Below are 16,834 nucleotides of genomic sequence, written 5' to 3' on the forward strand. Positions count from 1 at the left end.
GTGAGCGCCAGAGCAAGGATCGTGGGCTGGATGCTCGCGGTCGTCGGCCTCGCCCTGTCGGTGTCCGTCTTCGCGACCTGGACCATCCTGCTGGACCGCATGAACGACCGGGTGGGCGCCGAACTCGTCAACGAGGCCGAGAAGCTCCGCCAGTACGCGGGCTCTCCGGCCGCGTCCGCCGCGGCCCCCGAGGACCTGCTCAAGAACTATCTGCAGGTCAACGTGCCGGACAGGAACGAGACGTTCTTCGTGATCGTCGACGGGAGGGTGCGCTGGCGGTCCTTCGCGGACCCGCCGGCCCGGCTCGACGAGGACGACGCGCTGGTGGCCCGGATGGCCGCCGCGACCGCCCCCGTCCAGGACTGGGCGGAGAGCGCGGCGGGCACCGTCCGGTGGGCGGCCGTCCCGGTGCTCTCCGAGGGGCGGACCGCCGGGACCCTCGCGATCGTCGTCTTCCACGACAGGGAGCGGCGCGCCGTCGTCGACGCGGTGGGCGTGCTCGGGCTCACCGCGCTGGCGGCGCTGGCCCTGGCCGGCGGGGTCGGCTGGTTCGTGGCCGGGCGGGTTCTCGCGCCCGTCCGCATGGTGCGGCTGACGGCCGAGCGGATCAGCGACTCCAGCGACCTGAGCCGCCGCCTCACCGTCACCGGCGACGATGACGTGTCGGCTCTGGCGGAGACCTTCAACCACATGCTCGACCGGCTGGAGCGGGCCTTCGCCGTCCAGCGCGAGTTCCTCGACGACGCCGGGCACGAGCTGCGCACCCCGATCACCGTCGTCCGCGGGCACCTGGAGCTGATGGGCGACGACCCCGCCGACCGCGCCGAGACCCTCGCCCTGGTCACCGACGAGCTCGACCGGATGAACCGCATCGTGGACGACCTGCTGACCCTCGCCAAGTCCGAGCAGCCCGGCTTCCTGGCCCTCGGCGAGGTGGAGCTCGCCGACCTCACGGTGAGCGTCGTGGCCAAGGCCCGCGCGCTGGGGGAGCGCCGCTGGCGGGTGGACGAGGTGGCCGAGGAGCGCGTCCTGGCCGACCGGCAGCGCCTCACCCAGGCGCTCATGCAGCTGGTGGCCAACGCCGTGCGGCACACCGGGCCCGACGACCTCGTCGCGGTCGGCTCCGCCGTACGGGACGGCGCCGTCGAGCTGTGGGTGCGCGACAGCGGCCCGGGCGTGCCGCCCGCCGACCGGGAGCGGATCTTCGAGCGGTTCGTGCGCGGCGCCGGCCGTACCGGGTCGCACGACGGGGCCGGGCTCGGCCTGGCCATCGTCCGCTCCATCGCCGAGGCCCACGGCGGGACCGTGCGGGCCGGGGACGCCGACGGCGGCGGGGCCCGTTTCTCGATCGTGTTCCCCTGCGAGGAGGCACCGTGAACCGCATCCTGATCGCCGAGGACGAGGACAGGATCGCCTCCTTCCTGGAGAAGGGACTGCGCGGCAACGGGTTCACCACGACGGTCGTCGGCGACGGCCTGGCGGCCTACGAGCACGCGCGCAGCGGCCGGTACGACCTGATGATCCTCGACATCGGCCTGCCCCTGGCCGACGGCTTCACCGTCCTGCGGAGGCTGCGGGAGGAGCGCACGGCCCTGCCGGTGATCATCCTGACCGCCCGGGACGGCGTCGCCGACACGGTCGCGGGACTGGAGGGCGGAGCCGACGACTACCTGGCCAAGCCCTTCGCCTTCGAGGAACTGCTGGCCCGGGTGCGGCTGCGGCTGCGCGCGGAGCGCACGCCGGAGGCGACCATCCTGCGGGCCGGGGACCTGAGCCTGGACCTGCGGACCCGCCGCGCCCACGCCGGGGAACGGTCGGTGGACCTGTCCACCAGGGAGTTCGCCCTGGCCGAGGTCTTCTTCCGCCATCCCGACCAGGTGCTGACCCGCGAGCAGCTCCTCAGCCACGTGTGGGGCTTCGACTTCGACCCCGGCTCGAACGTGGTGGACGTCTACGTCCGCTACCTGCGCCGCAAACTGGGCGCCGAGCGGATCGAGACCGTGCGGGGCTCCGGTTACCGGCTGCGCGCGACCTGAGCGCTCCGGCGGCCGGGGACCCCCACTCCGCGGCGTCGCCGCCGGGACCCCGGCGGCGGCGCGCCACGGCGGAGCCGGTCCCCCTCCCGCACGTCGTTAGGATGTGTGCGGTTCGGGGAGGGCGGGACGGCGTGGACATCAGGACGGACGAAGGACTACTGGGGCGGCTGCTGCTCGCGCGCGGCGCCATCGACCGGTCGGCCGCGCGCCGCGGCGACGCCGAGTGGCTCGAGAGGGCGTGGGCGGACCCCGGCACCAGGGTCCTGGTGATCGGCGACGGGCGGGCCCCGGTCCGGCGGAGGGGCGAGACGGCCGAGCTGGTCCTGCTGCCCCCGGGCGACGCGCCGGAGGGGGAGCGCTACCTGCTCGGGGTGGACGCCGACGGGACCGCCTACTTCGCGGTGGCGGCCCCGGGAGAGGAGCCCGCGGGCGCCGGGCCCGCGCCCCGGCCCGTCCCCCCGCTCGACCCGGCCTCCTGGCCTGACGGCACGACCGTCACCGCCGGGCTGCGCCAGGTCGGCGCGCTGTTGGGAGACCTGGACGCCGGGCTGCTGGTCTACGCGGTCGCCCTGGAGTCCTGGCACTCCACCCACGAGTTCTGCCCGCGCTGCGGGAGCCGTACGGAGGTCCGGAGCGGCGGGCACGTGCGGGTCTGCCCGCGGGACGGCAGCCAGCACTTCCCCCGGGTGGACCCCGCGGTGATCATGCTGGTCCACGACGGCGAGGACCGGTGCCTGCTGGCCCGGGGGCCGCAGTGGCCCGAGGGCAGGTTCTCGGTGCTCGCCGGGTTCGTGGAGCCCGGAGAGTCGCTGGAGCACGCGGTGGTCCGGGAGGTGGCCGAGGAGGTCGGCGTCCGGGTCACCGCCCCCCGCTACCTGGGCAGTCAGCCCTGGCCGTTCCCGCGCAGCCTGATGCTCGGATTCTTCGCCCGGGCGGTCTCCACCGACCTCGTCCTCGACCGCGAGGAGATCGCCGAGGCGCGCTGGTTCACCCGGGCGGAGCTGCTGGCCGCGCTCGAGCGCGGCGAGGTGATGCTGCCCCCGGCGGTGTCGATCGCGCGCCGGCTGATCGAGACCTGGTACGGCCAGGAGCTCCACGGGGACTGGTGAGCGCGGCCGGGCCCGCCTCCGCCCGGTGCGGGCGCGGCCCTCGGCGGGGACCGGGGATCGGCGGCCGATGCGCCCCGCCTGGCGGGTGCGCCGCTCACGGAATGTGACGCCGGACCGCGCCACCCCCACCTGTCGTTTACTTTCAGCGATGCAATCGTTACTCTACGTGTTTCGCCGGTGGCGTACGGGTATTGAGTGCTTGCGTTCGGCCTGCCTCGTCACCGGCGGTCGAGATCGGTGCCGGATGCGCCCTTGATCAGGGGACCGTGTGGAGAAAGGAGGAGAAACCCATGGGCAAGGCATCGTCCCGAGCCGTCCTCGCGGGAGCCGCCGCCGTCGCGGTCGTTCTCTCGGCGCCCTTCGCGGCCATGGCCTGCGACGAGCACGGCGGAGCGCACGACGGCCGGAACGGCACCGCACAGGACGGCGGCTCGCGGAACGGCACCGCACAGGGTCGGAACGGCGACTCACCCGGCCGGAACGGCACCGCACAGGACGGCGGCTCGCGGAACGGCGGCTCCGAGGAGGAGCCGGACAGCTACAGCGACGGCGTCAGCCAGAGCGACTCGTCTCTGAAGGCCGGTCCGAAGGGCGCCTCCAATGGAGCCGACTGAGCCGTCGCCGCAACCGGAGCCTGACGGCCGAGCATCCTCTGCTCGCGCGTCGGCGGGATCCCGCCCGGACCCCGGGTGGGCTGTCGCCGTGACCGATGACGCACGGGCGGAGACCACGCCGTGCTTCCCGCCCCGGCGGGAGGACGCGGTCCCTCGTCACCCCTGCAAGCCCTTGCGAAGGGAAAACAAATGATCAAGAAGACAGTGCGCCGCCTCATCGCCGTCGGGGCGGTGGCCCCGGCCATCGCGCTCGGCGCCTCCGGGACGGCCCTGGCCGACGACGGAGCGCTCTGGGAGCGGACCCAGGCGCAGGCCAGCATCAACGGCGCCAGCATGAAGATCATCAGAGCCTACACCGACGGCTCCGGCAAGGTCCTCTTCGAGGAGGTGCTCTTCACGGCCGACCGCAACGGCGCCTCGATCCGCAGCACCACCAGCGGCGCCGGCCCGCGGTAGAGCGGGATCACGACCGGAGGAGAACCCGGAAGGCCACCGTGCTCCACGGGCGGACCGGCGCGTCACACGACCGGCAGGGAACGGCTCAGGCGGCGCTCTCGAGCAGCCGCTTGACCTCGGCGACCGAGGGGTTCGTCAGAGCCACCTGACCGGCGGGTGACTCCACGACGACCGTGGGCACGGTCTGGTTGCCGTTGTTGACGCTCATGACGAACTCGGCGGCCGCGGGGTCCCGCTCGATGTCGATCTCCCGGTAGGTGATGCCCTCGCGGGTCAGCTGGGACTTCAGCCGCTTGCAGGGGCCGCACCAGCTGGTGGTGTAAACGGTGAGCGCCATGTCGTTGATAATCCCCTCACGTGGTGTTCGCGCTCATTGGCAACACGGGAGACGTCCGCGGTCTTCCCGATGAGCTAAAGGACCTTGCCCGCGATCCACTCCTGGACCTTCTCCGCCACGCCGGGCATCCGGTAGAGCGGCGAGCTGTGGTTGACACCCGGCTCGGTCAGCACCGTCACCTCGACCCCGACCTGGCGGAGGCGGTCCTGGAGCTGGACGCTGTGGCTCGGCGGCACGAACTCGTTCGCCGAGTGCACGCTCAGCACGGGCGCGTCGCCGCGGCTGGCGTGCTCCGGCACCTCCATGCTCTGCCAGATCCTGGCGCACTTGCCCGCGGGCTCGCAGCCGCCGGCGAGCCGGATGGCCGCCTCGCGCAGCTTGCGCTTGTTCACGTCGAGGCTCTCGGCCCCGTCGAGGTAGGCGGTCAGCGGGGAGACCACCGGCGAGATGCCGACGACGCCCTTCAGCCCCGGCAGCCCGCCGGTCTTGTAGGTGCCGACCGCGGTGGCGAGGTGGCCGCCGGCCGAGAACCCCACCACCACGTAGTTGTCCGGGTCGAAGGACCACAGGGCGGCGTGCCGCCGCGCGGTGGCGATGGCGTCGATGACGTCGACGCGCTGCGCCGGCCAGGCCGCGTCGCCCGAGAGCCGGTAGTTGACGTTGAAGACCGTGTATCCGAGCTCGGCGTAGCTCCGGCTCACCGCGGTCATGTACTTCTTGTCCCCCGACGACCACCATCCGCCGTGGATCAGGAAGACCCCCGGCCGCCGCAGGTCGTCGGCCTGGTGCCAGACGTCCATGCGCTGGCGGGCGTGCCTGCCGTACGCGACGGTGTCGACGATGGTGCCCTGGACCAGGTCGTCGGGGTCCGCCGCCGTGGCGGGCGCGGAGGGCGTGGCGGACGGGGAGGAGGACGGCGCCGGGTCGGCCTGCTTCGAGGCGGAGGAGCCCGGCGCGGTGGAGGAGGAGAACGCGGCTCCGGCGGCGAGCGCGGCCGAGGAACCTGGCGCGGCCGAGGAGTCGGGCGTGGCAGGGGCCGCGTGCACCGCGGAGGGGGCGAGCACCAACGTCGCCAGGGCGAGTGCACTCACGGTTGCCGCAGTTCGCACGGACGTCTTTCCTTTCCCCCGGGGCTTGCTTGAGTATCCCATTGTGGAGGAAGAGGCGCTGTTTGCGCATCTCAGCCGGAGCGCCGGCCGGCACGCGGGGTGATGCCAGAATGGGCGGGACCGGTCACCGCCCCGGACGGACGGGACCGGCCGGCCCGTCGACCGCTGTGGTAAGGAGTCCTCCCATGGAGCCCGCTGACGTGCTGGTGGGACTGGATCCCGAGCAGCGGGAGGTCGCCGAGGCCGTGCGGGGCCCCGTCTGCGTCCTGGCCGGGGCGGGCACCGGCAAGACACGGGCGATCACGCACCGCATCGCGTACGCCGTGCACAGCGGAGTGGTCGACGCCCAGGGCGTGCTGGCCGTGACGTTCACCACACGGGCGGCCGGAGAGCTGCGGCAGCGGCTGCGCGCGCTCGGCGCGCCGGGGGTGCAGGCGCGCACCTTCCACGCCGCCGCCCTCCGCCAGCTCACCTACTTCTGGCCGCGGGTCATCGGCGGCGATCCGCCCGCGGTGATCGAGTCGAAGGTGCCGCTGCTGCGCGCCGTGTGCCGCTCCGCGGGACGGGAGGCCGCGCAGGCGGAGCCGCGCGACCTCGCCTCCGAGATCGAGTGGGCCAAGGCCGGCCAGATCCACCCCGAGGACTACGCCGAGACCGTGAAGAAGATCGGCCGCACGCCGCCGATCCCGGCCGAGGAGATGGCCCGGGTCTACGACGCCTACGAGGCGCTCCGCCGCGAGCGGCACCTGGTGGACTTCGAGACCATCCTGGAGCTCACCGCCGCGCTGATGACCGAGCACGGCGAGGTGGCCGCCGAGATCCGCCGGCAGTACCGCTACTTCGTCGTCGACGAGTACCAGGACGTCAACCCGCTGCAGAAGCTGCTGCTCGACACCTGGCTGGGCGACCGCGACGACGTGTGCGTGGTCGGCGACCCCAATCAGACGATCTACTCCTTCACCGGGGCCAGCTCCCACTACCTGACCGGCTTCCCGGTCGAGTACCCCGGTGCCACCGTGGTCAGGCTGGTGCGGGACTACCGCTCCACGCCCCAGGTCGTCTCCCTGGCCAACCGGGTCCTGGAGGTGGCGCGCTCCCCGCACCGGCTCTCCCTGGTCGCCCAGCGCCCCGACGGGCCCGAGCCCGCCTTCACCGAGTACGCCGACGAGCCCGCCGAGGCCGCGGGCATCGCCCGCGCGGTGCGCGCCCTGGCCGACCGCGGCGTCCCGCTGCGCGAGATGGCCGTGCTCTTCCGGATCAACGCCCAGTCGCAGGTCTACGAGCAGGCCCTCGCCGAGGCGGGCGTCCCGTACCTCGTGCGCGGCGCCGACCGGTTCTTCGAGCGCCCCGAGGTCCGCAAGGCGGTCGTGCTGCTGCGCGGCGCGGCCCGTTCCGCCGGAGCCGGCGACGACCTGGCGCCGGCCGTGCACCACATCCTGTCCGGCATCGGGCTGACCCCCGAGCCCCCGGCCGGAGGCAGGGCCCGGGAGGAATGGGAGTCCCTGAAGGCCCTGGCCGAGCTGGCGGAGGACCTGGCGGCCCAGGGCGCCGACCTGCCGGGTTTCGTCGCCGAGCTGGAGCGGCGGGCCGCCGAGCAGCACGCGCCGGAGGTCGAGGGCGTGACGCTGGCCTCCCTGCACGCGGCCAAGGGCCTGGAGTGGGACGCGGTCTTCCTGGCCGGGCTCACCGACGGCACGCTGCCGATCATCCACGCCAGGACGCCCGAGCAGGTCGAGGAGGAGCGGCGCCTGCTGTACGTCGGCATCACCCGGGCCCGGGTCCACCTGGGGCTCTCCTGGGCCCTGGCGCGCTCCCCGGGCGGCCGGCCCCGCCGCCCCTCCCGCTTCCTCGACGGGCTCGGCGGCCGGACGGCCGCGCCGGGCCGTACGGCGGGCGACCGGCCCGCGGTCGCCCCCGCGCGGCGCCGTACCGTGGCGGCTCCGGTGGGCTGCCGGGTCTGCGGCAAGACGCTGACCTCCGCCGCCGAGCAGAAGCTCGGCCGGTGCGCCTCCTGCCCCGTCGACTACGACCCGGCCCTGCTGGAGAGCCTGCGGGCGTGGCGCACGGCCGCCGCGAAGGAGGCCAAGGTGCCCCCCTACGTGGTCTTCACCGACGTCACGCTGCAGGCCATCGCGGAACGGGCGCCCGTCTCAGAACAGGACCTGATGGCGATAACGGGCATAGGACGCGTCAAACTGGAGCGGTACGGCGAGGCGGTGCTCGCACTCTGCCGTGCCGCCACACAGAAGACGGAGGACGCGTGAACGAGGCGCTCAAGGAGCTGCTGGACCTGCTCGACCTGGAGCAGATCGAGCTGGACATCTACCGGGGGCGCAGCCCCAAGGAGCGCATCCAGCGCGTCTTCGGCGGCCAGGTTGCCGCCCAGGCGCTGGTCGCCGCGGGCCGTACGGTGCCGGGGGACCGGAACGTCCACTCGCTGCACGCCTATTTCATCCGGCCCGGCGATCCGGCGATCCCGATCGTCTACAACGTCGAGCGGGTCCGCGACGGCCGGTCCTTCACCACGCGCCGGGTCGTGGCCGTGCAGCACGGCAAGGCCATCTTCACGATGTCGGCCTCCTTCCACGTCACGGAGAAGGGCGTCGAGCACCAGGCGGCGGCGATGCCGCAGGTGCCGGCGCCGGAGGAGCTGCCCACCTTCCAGGAGCGGATGCGCGAGGTGCTGGGGGACGCCCCGCAGTGGAAGGAGTGGCTGAGCCGGCCGCGCCCGGTGGACGCCCGCTACGTGACCCCGCTCACCTGGGAGGCCCACCGCGACCCCGAGCTGCGCGGGGCGGAGACGAACGTGTGGTTCCGCTACGACACGGACCTGCCCGACGACCCGCTGCTCCACGTGGTCCTGGCCGCCTACGCCTCGGACTTCACCCTGGTCGACACGGTGCTGCTGACCCACGGTCTCGCGTGGGGGGCCTCCAACGTCTCCGGCGCCTCGCTGGACCACGCGATGTGGTTCCACCGGCCCTTCCGGGTCGACGACTGGATGCTGTACGCCCAGGAGTCGCCCTGGTCGGGGGCCGCGCGGGGACTGGCCCGGGGACAGATGTTCACCCACTCCGGCGAACTGGCGGTGTCGGTGGTGCAGGAGGCGATGATCCGCGTCCTGGAGCCGTAAAACCGCAGGTAGAAAATATGTTGCCCGCCCCCGGCAACCGGGTTTAGGGTCATGGTCATGCGAGTCGGACATCCCTGTCCGGCGATCCACGAATGGAGGTGAGTCCGCGGTGAAGATCAACATGATGTCGGCCCAGCTGTGGCTCACTTCCGCCTGCACCGGCGCTCCCGAGCGCACCGGCGCCGTTCTTCCTGTTCTCGATGGTCCGGCCGTCCTGACGGGCGACCGTCCGGCCGTCCTTACGGGTGACATGGCTGTCCGTACGCGTCAGGAGCGGCAGGAGAAGTCCGTCCTCTTCCAGGTCCAGGCCGGCCGTGGGGCCGCTCTGCCCGCCTTCCCGATGGCGGGGGCCGACGCTGCCCCGGTGGCGGAAGCCGGCGACTACGCACACCAGATCAAGCAGACCAAGCGCATCGGAAACGGTGGGCTGCGCGGTCCGCACCCCTGGAGGCACCACCCTCAGGTCACTTGACCTGACCGAGGGAGAGCCTCCAGGCCGCGGATCCGCAGACAGGATCCGCGGCCTTCTTGTTTTGTCCGCCATCCTGACCCCCACCCACGAGGTAACCGCAGTTCAACACCACAAACAGAAAGGTGACACAGATGGGGGCCAAGACGATCATGGACCTGATCGACGAAGCCGAGATCCCCTGTCGTACCGACCCCGACCTCTGGTTCGCCGAGTCCCCGGAGGACGTGGAGTTCGCCAAGGCGCTCTGCGGGGGCTGCCCGATCCAGCAGGCCTGCCTGGCCCGCGCGCTCGAGCGCGAGGAGCCGTGGGGCGTCTGGGGCGGAGAGCTCATCCTGCGGGGGGTCATCGTCCCGCGGAAGCGTCCGCGCGGCCGTCCCCGCAAGACCCCGGTCGCTGCCTGACCGGTCGCAGCCCGACCCGATGATCAACCGAACGTTCTGACCGCTCCATGAGAGGACCACTTCCGATGAGCCACTTCACCAGCCGAGGCCTGGACCTGCCATCTATGCATGAGGAACTGGTGCGGGACCGAATACGCTCCCTCCACCGTGAGGCGGAGGAGCAGCGCCGCGCGGCCGGCATCCAGCGTCTCCGGCGCGCCCGGCGCGACGCCGAACGCGCCTCCGCCCGCCTGCGCCAGGCGCTCCTGAGCCTGGTCTGATCCCCGGTTCCGTGTGCACCCCCGGCTCCGCGGGGGCGGCCACGTCCCCCGGGCCGGTGATCAAGGGGATCGCCGGTGCGGGGTCGACAGCGCCTCCCGGGGTGCCGGGCCCGACGGGGCCCGGCGCCGGGGGAGCGGGGGCACGGGACCGATGAACCACCCGTGGCACGAAGAAGGGGCGGCTCCGCCGGAGCCGCCCCTTTCCCTTTGCCGCGGTCCCCGCGGGTCGCGCGGTTCCGGCGGGTCGTGCGGTCCCCGCGGGTCGTGCGGTTCCGGCGGGTCGTGCGGTTCCGGCGCGGTTTCCCGGCCGGATCCTCGGGCGCCGTGCCGGCGGTGCGGGCGGAGCCGCCTGTGCTCACGGTGCTGCGCGGCCGGGGGACGGAGTGCCGCGCAGGGCCTGTCCGGCGACGAGTGCGCCGAGTGCGACGGCGAACCCGGCGAGCTGCCAGCCGGTGAGGGTCTGGCCGAGGACGGTGAATCCGGCGACGGCGGCGACCAGCGGATTGGTCAGACCCAGCAGGGAGAGCGAGGTGGGCGGCAGCTCGTCGATGCCGCGGAACCACAGGACGTAGGCGAGGGCGGTGCCGACGACGCCCAGGTAGGCGAAGCCGACCACGTTCGCGCCGGTGACGGAGGCGGGCAGGCCCTCGACGGCGAGGGTGACCGGGGCCAGCACCAGCCCGCCGACGGTGAGCTGCCAGCCCGTCATGACGAGGGGGGACTCGGGCTGCCCCCACTTCTTGGCCAGGACGACGGCCGCCCCCATCAGCGAGGTGGCGACGAGCATGGCGGCGATGCCGAGCGGATCCAGCCGGGCCTGGGAGGTCAGGGTCAGCAGGGCGACGCCGCCGGTGCCCGCCACCGCCGAGTACAGCGCGGCCCGGGCCGGTCTGGCCCGCAGGACCAGCAGCGACAGCAGTGCGACGATCAAGGGCTGGACCGAGCCGATCGTGGCGGCGACTCCGCCGGGCAGGCGGTAGGCGGCGAAGAAGAGCAGGGGGAAGAAGGCGCCGAAGTTGAGCATGCCGAGCACCGCGGATCTCCACCACCACGAGCCCGAGGGGAGCCGCCGGGTGGCGGCCAGGAGCAGCAGCCCCGCGGGAAGCGCCCGCACGGTCGCGGCAAGGAGCGGGCGGTCGGCGGGGAGCAGCGTGGCGGTGACGACGTAGGTGGTGCCCCAGCTCGCCGGTGCCAGGGCGGCGAGCAGGACGGTGCCCGCGGTGGAGGGCCGCGCGGCGTGCGGGGCGGCGATGATGGCCAAACCGATCACCTCTCATTGATAATCTCAACGTTGAGATAAAAGCACGACGGTCATGTGAACGTCAATTCTGTTAACATTGAGACTGTTCATGTCGAGAGGAGCGTCGATGAGTGACACGGTGGATATGGTCCTGGCGCAGTGGGCCCGGGAGCGGCCCGACGTCGACGTGTGGCCGATGGGCATCGTGGGCCGGATCTCCCGGCTGTCCGGCCTGCTCAACCGGGGGCTCAAGGAGTTCTTCGCCGACTACGGGCTGGAGACCTTCGAGTTCGACGTGCTGGCCACGCTGCGCCGCGCGGGCGCCCCCTACGAGCTGACGGCCGGTGCGCTGCTCAAGGCGGCCATGGTGACCTCGGGTGCGATCACCAACCGGATCGACCGGATGGAGGCCAAGGGCCTGGTCGAACGGGTCCGGGACGGGGAGGATCGCCGCTCCGTGCGGATCCGGCTCACTCCCGGCGGGCTGGAGCTCATCGACCGGCTGGTCGGACCGCACGTGGACAACGAGGCGCGGCTGCTGGCCGCTCTGGAGCCGGCCGAACGCGACCGGCTGGCCGGACTGCTTCGCGTGCTGCTCGAATCCCTGGGCGACACCGCGCCCGATTGATCTCCGGGCGACACCGTGCCCGGGTGATACCTGGACGGCGTCGTGCCCCGGTCTACGGGATGGCGTCGCGCTCGGTTGACGTTCCGCCCCGGAGGCCGGGGCGGAGGCTCAGCTCGCGATGGCGTCCTCGCAGGGGGCCCCGCCCGGGTCCTCGTCTGCGAAGCCCGGGACCCAGCGGACGACCTCGTCACGGAAACGGGCGGTGGCGCCGAGCTGGCAGAGCACCCCCACGCCCGCCGCGTGCACCCGGTGGATGAGGACGTAGGACGCCGGAAGGTTGAGCTGGCGCACCACGTTTCCGGGACGCAGGTCGGTGGCCGTGGCGGCCTGTTCCTGCAGCCACTCGCGGCTGAAGGTGAACTCCTCCACGGCCGTCGGCTCGACGTAGGGGGCGAGGAAGGCGCGCAGGGCCTCGGGGTCCACCTCGATGTGCGGGAGGATGAAGCCCTCGCCGCGCAGGCCCTGGACGACGGTCTCCATGTCGCCCTGGTTGAAGATACGGGTCAGGACGCCGAAGACGGGAGGGTAGCCGTCGGGCATCCGGTTGACCGCGCCGAAGTCGAGCACGCACATCCGCCCGTCCTCGGTGATCCGGAAGTTGCCCGGATGAGGGTCGGCGTGGAGCATGCCCACCCGGGCGGGGGAGCAGAACAGGAACCGGACGAACTGCAGCCCGGCCCGGTCGCGCTCCTCCTTGGTCCCGCCGGCGATGATCCGCGACAGAGGTATGCCGTCCACCCACTCCGAGACCAGGATCTGCTCGTTGGCCGCGACGACGTCGGGGATCAGGAAGTCGGGGTCGTCCTTGAACTCCTGGGCGAAGGCGTGCTGCGCCTCGGCCTCCCGCAGGTAGTCGAGCTCCTCGACGATCCGCTCGCGCAGCTCGGCCAGCACGGTCTTGATGTCGAGCCCGGGCAGCAGCACCCCGAAGAGCTTCCCGAGGCGGGCGAGCTGGGTGAAGTCCGACAGCAGCGCCTTGCCCGCCCCCGGATACTGGATCTTGACGGCGACCGTGCGCCCGTCATGCCAGACGGCCCGGTGCACCTGCCCGATGGAGGCGGCCGCGGTGGGCTGGTCCTCGAACGACCGGAAGTTGTCGCGCCAGTCGTCACCCAGCTGCTCGGCGAGGACCTTGTGCACGGTCGCGGTGGGAAGCGGCGGGGCCGCGTCCTGAAGCTTGGTCAGGGTCGCCCGGTAGGGCCCGACGATCTCCGGCGGCAGCGCGGCCTCGAAGATGGACAGGGCCTGGCCGAGCTTCATGGCCCCGCCCTTGAGCTCGCCGAGGACCTTGAAGATCTGCTCCGCCGTCCGCTCCTGGATCTCCTGGGCGACGATCTCTGCTGACTTGCCCCCGATGCGTTTTCCCAGGCCGAGGGCGGTGCGTCCGGCGAAGCCGATGGGAAGAGCCGCCAGTTTGGCGGAGCGCGTGACGGCGCGGCGCGGAAGGTCACTCACCTTGGTTTGCGGCGTGCCCCCGTAGAGCGACCGCCGCTCCCTCCCTTCGCGGTGGTGTCTGTCAACGGCAGGTAGCCGCCGCGACCATTGTCGGCGAACCGAACTCGTTTCGGAAGCAACGACATTTAGGGTGAACGTTCCAGGATCGCTGCTTCCATCTCCAATCAGGCAATACATCTACTGTGCGGTTGGTCACAGGAGGCTCGTGTCCGTCGAGGAAGGAGAGGGCGTGACCAGCGGCCATGGCCGCCGTCACCGCCGACGGCACCGTCCCGCAGGCGATCTCGCCCACCGGGAAACCGCCCAGGCGGGCGCTGACGAGCGGCCAGCCGGGATCGCGGTCGCGCCGGGTGAGGTCCAGGCAGTCCAGGCACGCGCTCCGGCCCGGAAGCACCAGCGGACCCACCGACCCCGCACCCTCGAAGGCGGTCACCAGCAGGTGCGGGATCCGCCAGTCGACCAGGTCGCGCACCAGCAGGCCGTCGAGCGGCCGCACCGGGGCGAGCACCACCAGGTCCGGGCGGCGGGCGCCGTCGGAGAGATGGGCCGCCTCCCGCCCGGTCCACAAGGTGACGCCGGGCGCCAGCCGTCTGGCCACCGCCACCGCGCCCTCCTGCCGGCTCATCCCGATCTCTGCGGGGGTCAGCCCGCCGGGGACGACGTCCTGGGGACGCGCCGTATCCGGGTCGACCACGCACAGGTTTCCCACTCCGGAGGCGGCGAGCAGGGCGATGATCTGAGCTCCCACCCGGCCCGCGCCGTACACGCGCACCTGGGCGCCACGCCTGCGCTCCAGAACGGAGAGCCCGCCGTCGGTCGTGCCGGGGACGAGGGAGAGCGCGTCCAGGTCGGGTTGGAGCCGGTCGCGCTCGGCCAGGGTGAGCGTGCGGAGTGGCCCCGGGGCCGCTCCCGCGTCGTCCACCACGCCTCCGGCGACCAGTCGGTCGAGCAGGACCCGGCCGCGCTCCTCACCGATCCCGGCCTCGGCGGCGGCGGCCAGCACCCCGGTGAGGTCCCGCACTCCGTCGAGGCTTTCGACCCAGCGCCGGACCTCGGGCTCGAGATCGGCCAGCACGACCGAGTGCCGGGGGTGCACGCCGAACTGCAGGGTGCGCTCGTCACGGGGGATCCGGCGGAGCGCGGGCTTCAGGCGCGGCCTCATCCGCTGTCCTTCCTGGGAGGGCGACGGGACTCCGCAGGGGACCCCGGGAGAGACGCCAGAGTGCCACGGCTCCGCAGGCCCCCGGCAGGTCTTCCCGCAGGGCTGTGGAAAACCCCGTCCTGCGCTTCCCGCCTGTGGACGCCGGTGGCCGTGCCGTGCCCGCTGGCCGTCCGGTGGTCGGTGGCCGTGCCGTGCCCGCTGGCCGTCCCCCGGGGCATCCGGCACGGGCACGCCGTCCCCGTCCGGTCCGGTCGGGGACGGCCGTGGGCGGCGCACGGGCCCGGCGGCGGATGGGACCGTCTCCACTACGATCCCGGCATGGACGAGCTCTTGGTCGATCGGCGGGACGACGGCATCGTGGTGCTCACCCTGAACCGTCCCGACCGGCGCAACTCGATGACCGACGGGATGACCGGGCAGTGGCGGCGGACCGTCGCCGGGCTGCGGCGGGACGAGGGCGTGCGGTGCGTGGTCGTCACCGGGGCGGGAAGCGCCTTCTGCTCGGGAGGAGACCTGTCCTGGCTGGCCGAGCGGGGAGCGGAGGACGTGCCCGCCCTGCGCGACCGGATGCTGGAGTTCTACCGGACCTGGCTGTCGATCGCGGATCTGGAGGTGCCGACCATCGCCGCGGTCAACGGCGCCGCCATCGGGGCAGGGCTCTGCTTCGCCCTCGCCTGCGATCTGGTCTACGCGGCCGAGGACGCCGAACTGGCCGTCCCCTTCACCTCGCTCGGCCTGCACCCCGGCATGGCGGCGACCTACCTGCTGCCCCGGGCGGCCGGGATCGGCGCGGCCAGGGAGATGCTTCTGACCGGCCGGACGGTGCCCGGCGCGGAGGCGGCCGCCATGGGACTCGTCACCCGGGCCTTCCCCCGCGACGTCCTCCTGGCCGAGGCGCTCCGGATCGCGGCGATGACCGCGGCCAACGCCCCCGTCGCCACCCGGCTGACCAAGGCCGCGCTCGCCGGCGGCGGCCACGCGGACCTCCACGCCGCGCTGCGCTGGGAGTCGCTGGCCCAGCCGGTGACGATGGCCACCGGAGACATGCTGGAGGCGCTGAACGCCCGGCGGGAAGGCCGCTCCCCGCGATTCCGGAACTCCTGGGACGGCTGATATCCCCGTTAATTCGATAAGTCGTGGTCATAACCGATCGGTCTTACTGAACAATCTACGAACGGCGATTGACCAGCAGGAACGTGCTCTGCCCTCTGGTGGGGATTAACCATTCTCGGCTACCGTGCATAGGTGCCCCCCGAGACAGTCGAGGTCCGTCGAAGCTCTCGTCGTCGGCGGACCGTCTCCGCGTACCGCGACGGCGAGAAAACCATCGTGCTGCTCCCCGACGGCCTGAGCAGGACGGACGAGGAGCAGTGGGTGCGCCGGATGCTCGACCGGCTCGCCGCGAAAGAGCAGCGAAGACGCCCCTCGGACGACGACCTGCTGGAGCGGGCCAACGAGCTGTCCGCACGCTATCTCGACGGCGGCGCACGCCCGTCGAGCGTGCGCTGGGTGGACAACCAGCGGCACCGCTGGGGCTCGTGCACCCCCGACCACGGGACCATCAGGATCTCCACGCGGCTGAGGGGCATGCCGGCCTGGGTGGTCGACTATGTGATCATGCATGAGCTCGTGCACCTGCTCGTGCCGAACCACGGGCCCCGGTTCTGGACCCTGGTGGAACGCTACCCCAGGGCAGAGCGGGCGCGGGGGTTCCTCGAAGGATTCTCCACGGCGGCCAACGGCGCCGCGCAGGAGTGGTGACGGAGGCGGACCCGGCCGGCGGGCATCGGCTGGTCGCGGTCCTCGTCACACAGGCGATGGCGTCCGCGGCCCCTCCGGGCGTGGACCCCGGTGCCTTCCTGGCCGCCGTCGCCGAGGACACCTACGAACTGGCCGCCGGGCTCGACTTCGTGACGCCCGTGCTGGTCACGAGCGTGCCGGGGATGGAGGAGATCGTCTGGCCGGGCACGCCGGTCATCGGGATCGCTCCCGGGCTGTCCGGCGGGGCCCTGGTGGCGGAGGCGTTCGCCGCCCTGCCGTACGGCGGGCAGGCGGTCCTGATCAGCGGTGACGCTCCCGACCTGCCGCCTCTGCTGGTCGGCAAGCTCTTCCGGGCGCTGGGCCGGGCGCGGATCGCCGTCTGCCCGGCCGCGGACGGCGGGGCCGTGGCGGTGGCCGCGCACCTGCCCTACCCCGAGTGGGCCGACGCCGGATTCGACGATCCCGATCCGGTCGCGGCCCTGCGCGCCGCGGCCCCGGGCCGCCGGATGGTCGCCACCGGTCCCGGCTGGCACCGCCTGCGCACCCCCGGCGACCTCCACCGGCTCGACCCCGGTCTGGAGGGCTGGGACAACACCCGGGCGCTGCTGTCGGCCTGACCAGGGGCCCTCCGGACGCCGGACGGGCCCCGCACGCCGCGGGG

19 protein-coding genes are annotated in these 16,834 nt (G+C 72.8%); 14 read left to right on the forward strand and 5 right to left on the reverse strand.

The genetic code is table 11. The features are described from left to right. From ABD823_RS10305 to ABD823_RS10325, 5 genes are all read left to right on the forward strand, one after another. Positions 1-1,377 (forward strand): sensor histidine kinase, encoded by a 1,377-nt coding sequence (locus ABD823_RS10305; protein WP_344858229.1) that lies wholly within the window; start codon positions 1-3, stop codon positions 1,375-1,377. Continuing rightward, complete coding sequence (locus ABD823_RS10310; protein WP_344858230.1) at positions 1,374-2,036, forward strand: response regulator transcription factor; 663 nt, start codon at positions 1,374-1,376, stop codon at positions 2,034-2,036. The genes ABD823_RS10305 and ABD823_RS10310 overlap by 4 nt, the downstream gene beginning before the upstream one ends. Positions 2,037-2,167: 131 nt before the next feature. Continuing rightward, positions 2,168-3,145 carry an NAD(+) diphosphatase gene (gene nudC, locus ABD823_RS10315; RefSeq protein WP_344858232.1) on the forward strand — a complete coding sequence of 326 codons (978 nt, stop codon included), beginning with the start codon at positions 2,168-2,170 and terminating at the stop codon, positions 3,143-3,145. Between the two features lie 290 nt (positions 3,146-3,435). Continuing rightward, complete coding sequence (locus ABD823_RS10320; RefSeq protein ID WP_344858234.1) at positions 3,436-3,759, forward strand: hypothetical protein; 324 nt, start codon at positions 3,436-3,438, stop codon at positions 3,757-3,759. A 189-nt stretch (positions 3,760-3,948) separates the two neighbouring features. Further along, positions 3,949-4,215, forward strand: coding sequence for a hypothetical protein (locus tag ABD823_RS10325; protein WP_344858236.1), 267 nt, complete (start codon positions 3,949-3,951; stop codon positions 4,213-4,215). Between the two features lie 85 nt (positions 4,216-4,300). Here the strand turns inward: ABD823_RS10325 and ABD823_RS10330 are convergent, their stop codons facing one another. Both ABD823_RS10330 and ABD823_RS10335 read right to left on the reverse strand, forming a co-directional pair. Further along, entirely contained in the window at positions 4,301-4,552 is a 252-nt protein-coding gene (locus ABD823_RS10330; RefSeq protein ID WP_344858238.1) for a mycoredoxin, read from the reverse strand. 74 nt (positions 4,553-4,626) lie between these two features. Beyond that, entirely contained in the window at positions 4,627-5,661 is a 1,035-nt protein-coding gene (locus ABD823_RS10335) for an alpha/beta hydrolase (protein ID WP_344858240.1), read from the reverse strand. Positions 5,662-5,846: 185 nt separating this feature from the next. Between ABD823_RS10335 and ABD823_RS10340 the strand changes: the two genes are divergently transcribed. The 5 genes from ABD823_RS10340 (at position 5,847) to ABD823_RS10360 (ending at position 9,927) form a co-directional block, all read left to right on the forward strand. Then, positions 5,847-7,925: an ATP-dependent DNA helicase UvrD2 gene (locus ABD823_RS10340; RefSeq protein ID WP_344858242.1), complete on the forward strand. Its 2,079-nt coding sequence runs from the start codon at positions 5,847-5,849 to the stop codon at positions 7,923-7,925. Next, positions 7,922-8,794, forward strand: coding sequence for an acyl-CoA thioesterase II (tesB, locus tag ABD823_RS10345; protein ID WP_344858244.1), 873 nt, complete (start codon positions 7,922-7,924; stop codon positions 8,792-8,794). The genes ABD823_RS10340 and tesB overlap by 4 nt, the downstream gene beginning before the upstream one ends. Before the next feature lie 109 nt (positions 8,795-8,903). After that, positions 8,904-9,266 carry a hypothetical protein gene (locus tag ABD823_RS10350; protein ID WP_344858246.1) on the forward strand — a complete coding sequence of 121 codons (363 nt, stop codon included), beginning with the start codon at positions 8,904-8,906 and terminating at the stop codon, positions 9,264-9,266. 131 nt (positions 9,267-9,397) lie between these two features. Beyond that, the gene (locus ABD823_RS10355; protein WP_344858247.1) at positions 9,398-9,667 is read left to right on the forward strand and encodes a WhiB family transcriptional regulator; all 270 of its coding nucleotides are present in this window, start codon (positions 9,398-9,400) and stop codon (positions 9,665-9,667) included. Between the two features lie 119 nt (positions 9,668-9,786). Beyond that, positions 9,787-9,927, forward strand: coding sequence for a hypothetical protein (locus ABD823_RS10360; RefSeq protein ID WP_344858249.1), 141 nt, complete (start codon positions 9,787-9,789; stop codon positions 9,925-9,927). Positions 9,928-10,282: 355 nt separating this feature from the next. On the opposite strand, the gene ABD823_RS10365 is transcribed toward ABD823_RS10360, so the two are convergent. Continuing rightward, positions 10,283-11,197 (reverse strand): EamA family transporter, encoded by a 915-nt coding sequence (locus ABD823_RS10365; protein WP_344858251.1) that lies wholly within the window; start codon positions 11,195-11,197, stop codon positions 10,283-10,285. 97 nt (positions 11,198-11,294) lie between these two features. Between ABD823_RS10365 and ABD823_RS10370 the strand changes: the two genes are divergently transcribed. Next, positions 11,295-11,795, forward strand: coding sequence for a MarR family winged helix-turn-helix transcriptional regulator (locus tag ABD823_RS10370; protein ID WP_344858253.1), 501 nt, complete (start codon positions 11,295-11,297; stop codon positions 11,793-11,795). Between the two features lie 108 nt (positions 11,796-11,903). Here ABD823_RS10370 and ABD823_RS10375 read toward each other — a convergent pair whose 3' ends face one another. Together ABD823_RS10375 and ABD823_RS10380 are read right to left on the reverse strand one after the other, a co-directional pair. Next, a complete protein-coding gene (locus tag ABD823_RS10375; protein WP_344858255.1) occupies positions 11,904-13,250 on the reverse strand; it encodes an ABC1 kinase family protein in 1,347 nt (448 codons plus the stop codon). Positions 13,251-13,311: 61 nt separating this feature from the next. After that, on the reverse strand, positions 13,312-14,412 hold the full coding sequence (locus tag ABD823_RS10380; protein ID WP_344858256.1) for a ThiF family adenylyltransferase: 1,101 nt from the start codon (positions 14,410-14,412) through the stop codon (positions 13,312-13,314). A gap of 318 nt (positions 14,413-14,730) precedes the next feature. Between ABD823_RS10380 and ABD823_RS10385 the strand changes: the two genes are divergently transcribed. The 3 genes from ABD823_RS10385 (at position 14,731) to ABD823_RS10395 (ending at position 16,790) form a co-directional block, all read left to right on the forward strand. Further along, entirely contained in the window at positions 14,731-15,525 is a 795-nt protein-coding gene (locus ABD823_RS10385; protein ID WP_344858257.1) for an enoyl-CoA hydratase/isomerase family protein, read from the forward strand. A gap of 132 nt (positions 15,526-15,657) precedes the next feature. Beyond that, a complete protein-coding gene (locus ABD823_RS10390; protein ID WP_344858258.1) occupies positions 15,658-16,173 on the forward strand; it encodes a M48 metallopeptidase family protein in 516 nt (171 codons plus the stop codon). Continuing rightward, positions 16,170-16,790, forward strand: coding sequence for a DUF2064 domain-containing protein (locus ABD823_RS10395; protein ID WP_344858259.1), 621 nt, complete (start codon positions 16,170-16,172; stop codon positions 16,788-16,790). Before ABD823_RS10390 ends, ABD823_RS10395 begins: the two co-directional genes overlap by 4 nt. Positions 16,791-16,834: the final 44 nt, after the last annotated feature.

The sequence above is a fragment of the Planomonospora alba genome, from assembly GCF_039534085.1.
Classification (GTDB): domain Bacteria; phylum Actinomycetota; class Actinomycetes; order Streptosporangiales; family Streptosporangiaceae; genus Planomonospora_B; species Planomonospora_B alba.

Coding starts and splice junctions, on each gene's coding strand:
- ABD823_RS10370 (WP_344858253.1), top strand. CDS start 11,295: ATGAGTGACACGGTGGATATGGTCCTGGCGCAGTGGGCCCGGGAGCGG.
- ABD823_RS10355 (WP_344858247.1), top strand. CDS start 9,398: ATGGGGGCCAAGACGATCATGGACCTGATCGACGAAGCCGAGATCCCC.
- ABD823_RS10320 (WP_344858234.1), top strand. CDS start 3,436: ATGGGCAAGGCATCGTCCCGAGCCGTCCTCGCGGGAGCCGCCGCCGTC.
- ABD823_RS10330 (WP_344858238.1), bottom strand. CDS start 4,552: ATGGCGCTCACCGTTTACACCACCAGCTGGTGCGGCCCCTGCAAGCGG.
- ABD823_RS10380 (WP_344858256.1), bottom strand. CDS start 14,412: ATGAGGCCGCGCCTGAAGCCCGCGCTCCGCCGGATCCCCCGTGACGAG.
- ABD823_RS10340 (WP_344858242.1), top strand. CDS start 5,847: ATGGAGCCCGCTGACGTGCTGGTGGGACTGGATCCCGAGCAGCGGGAG.
- ABD823_RS10325 (WP_344858236.1), top strand. CDS start 3,949: ATGATCAAGAAGACAGTGCGCCGCCTCATCGCCGTCGGGGCGGTGGCC.
- ABD823_RS10385 (WP_344858257.1), top strand. CDS start 14,731: ATGGACGAGCTCTTGGTCGATCGGCGGGACGACGGCATCGTGGTGCTC.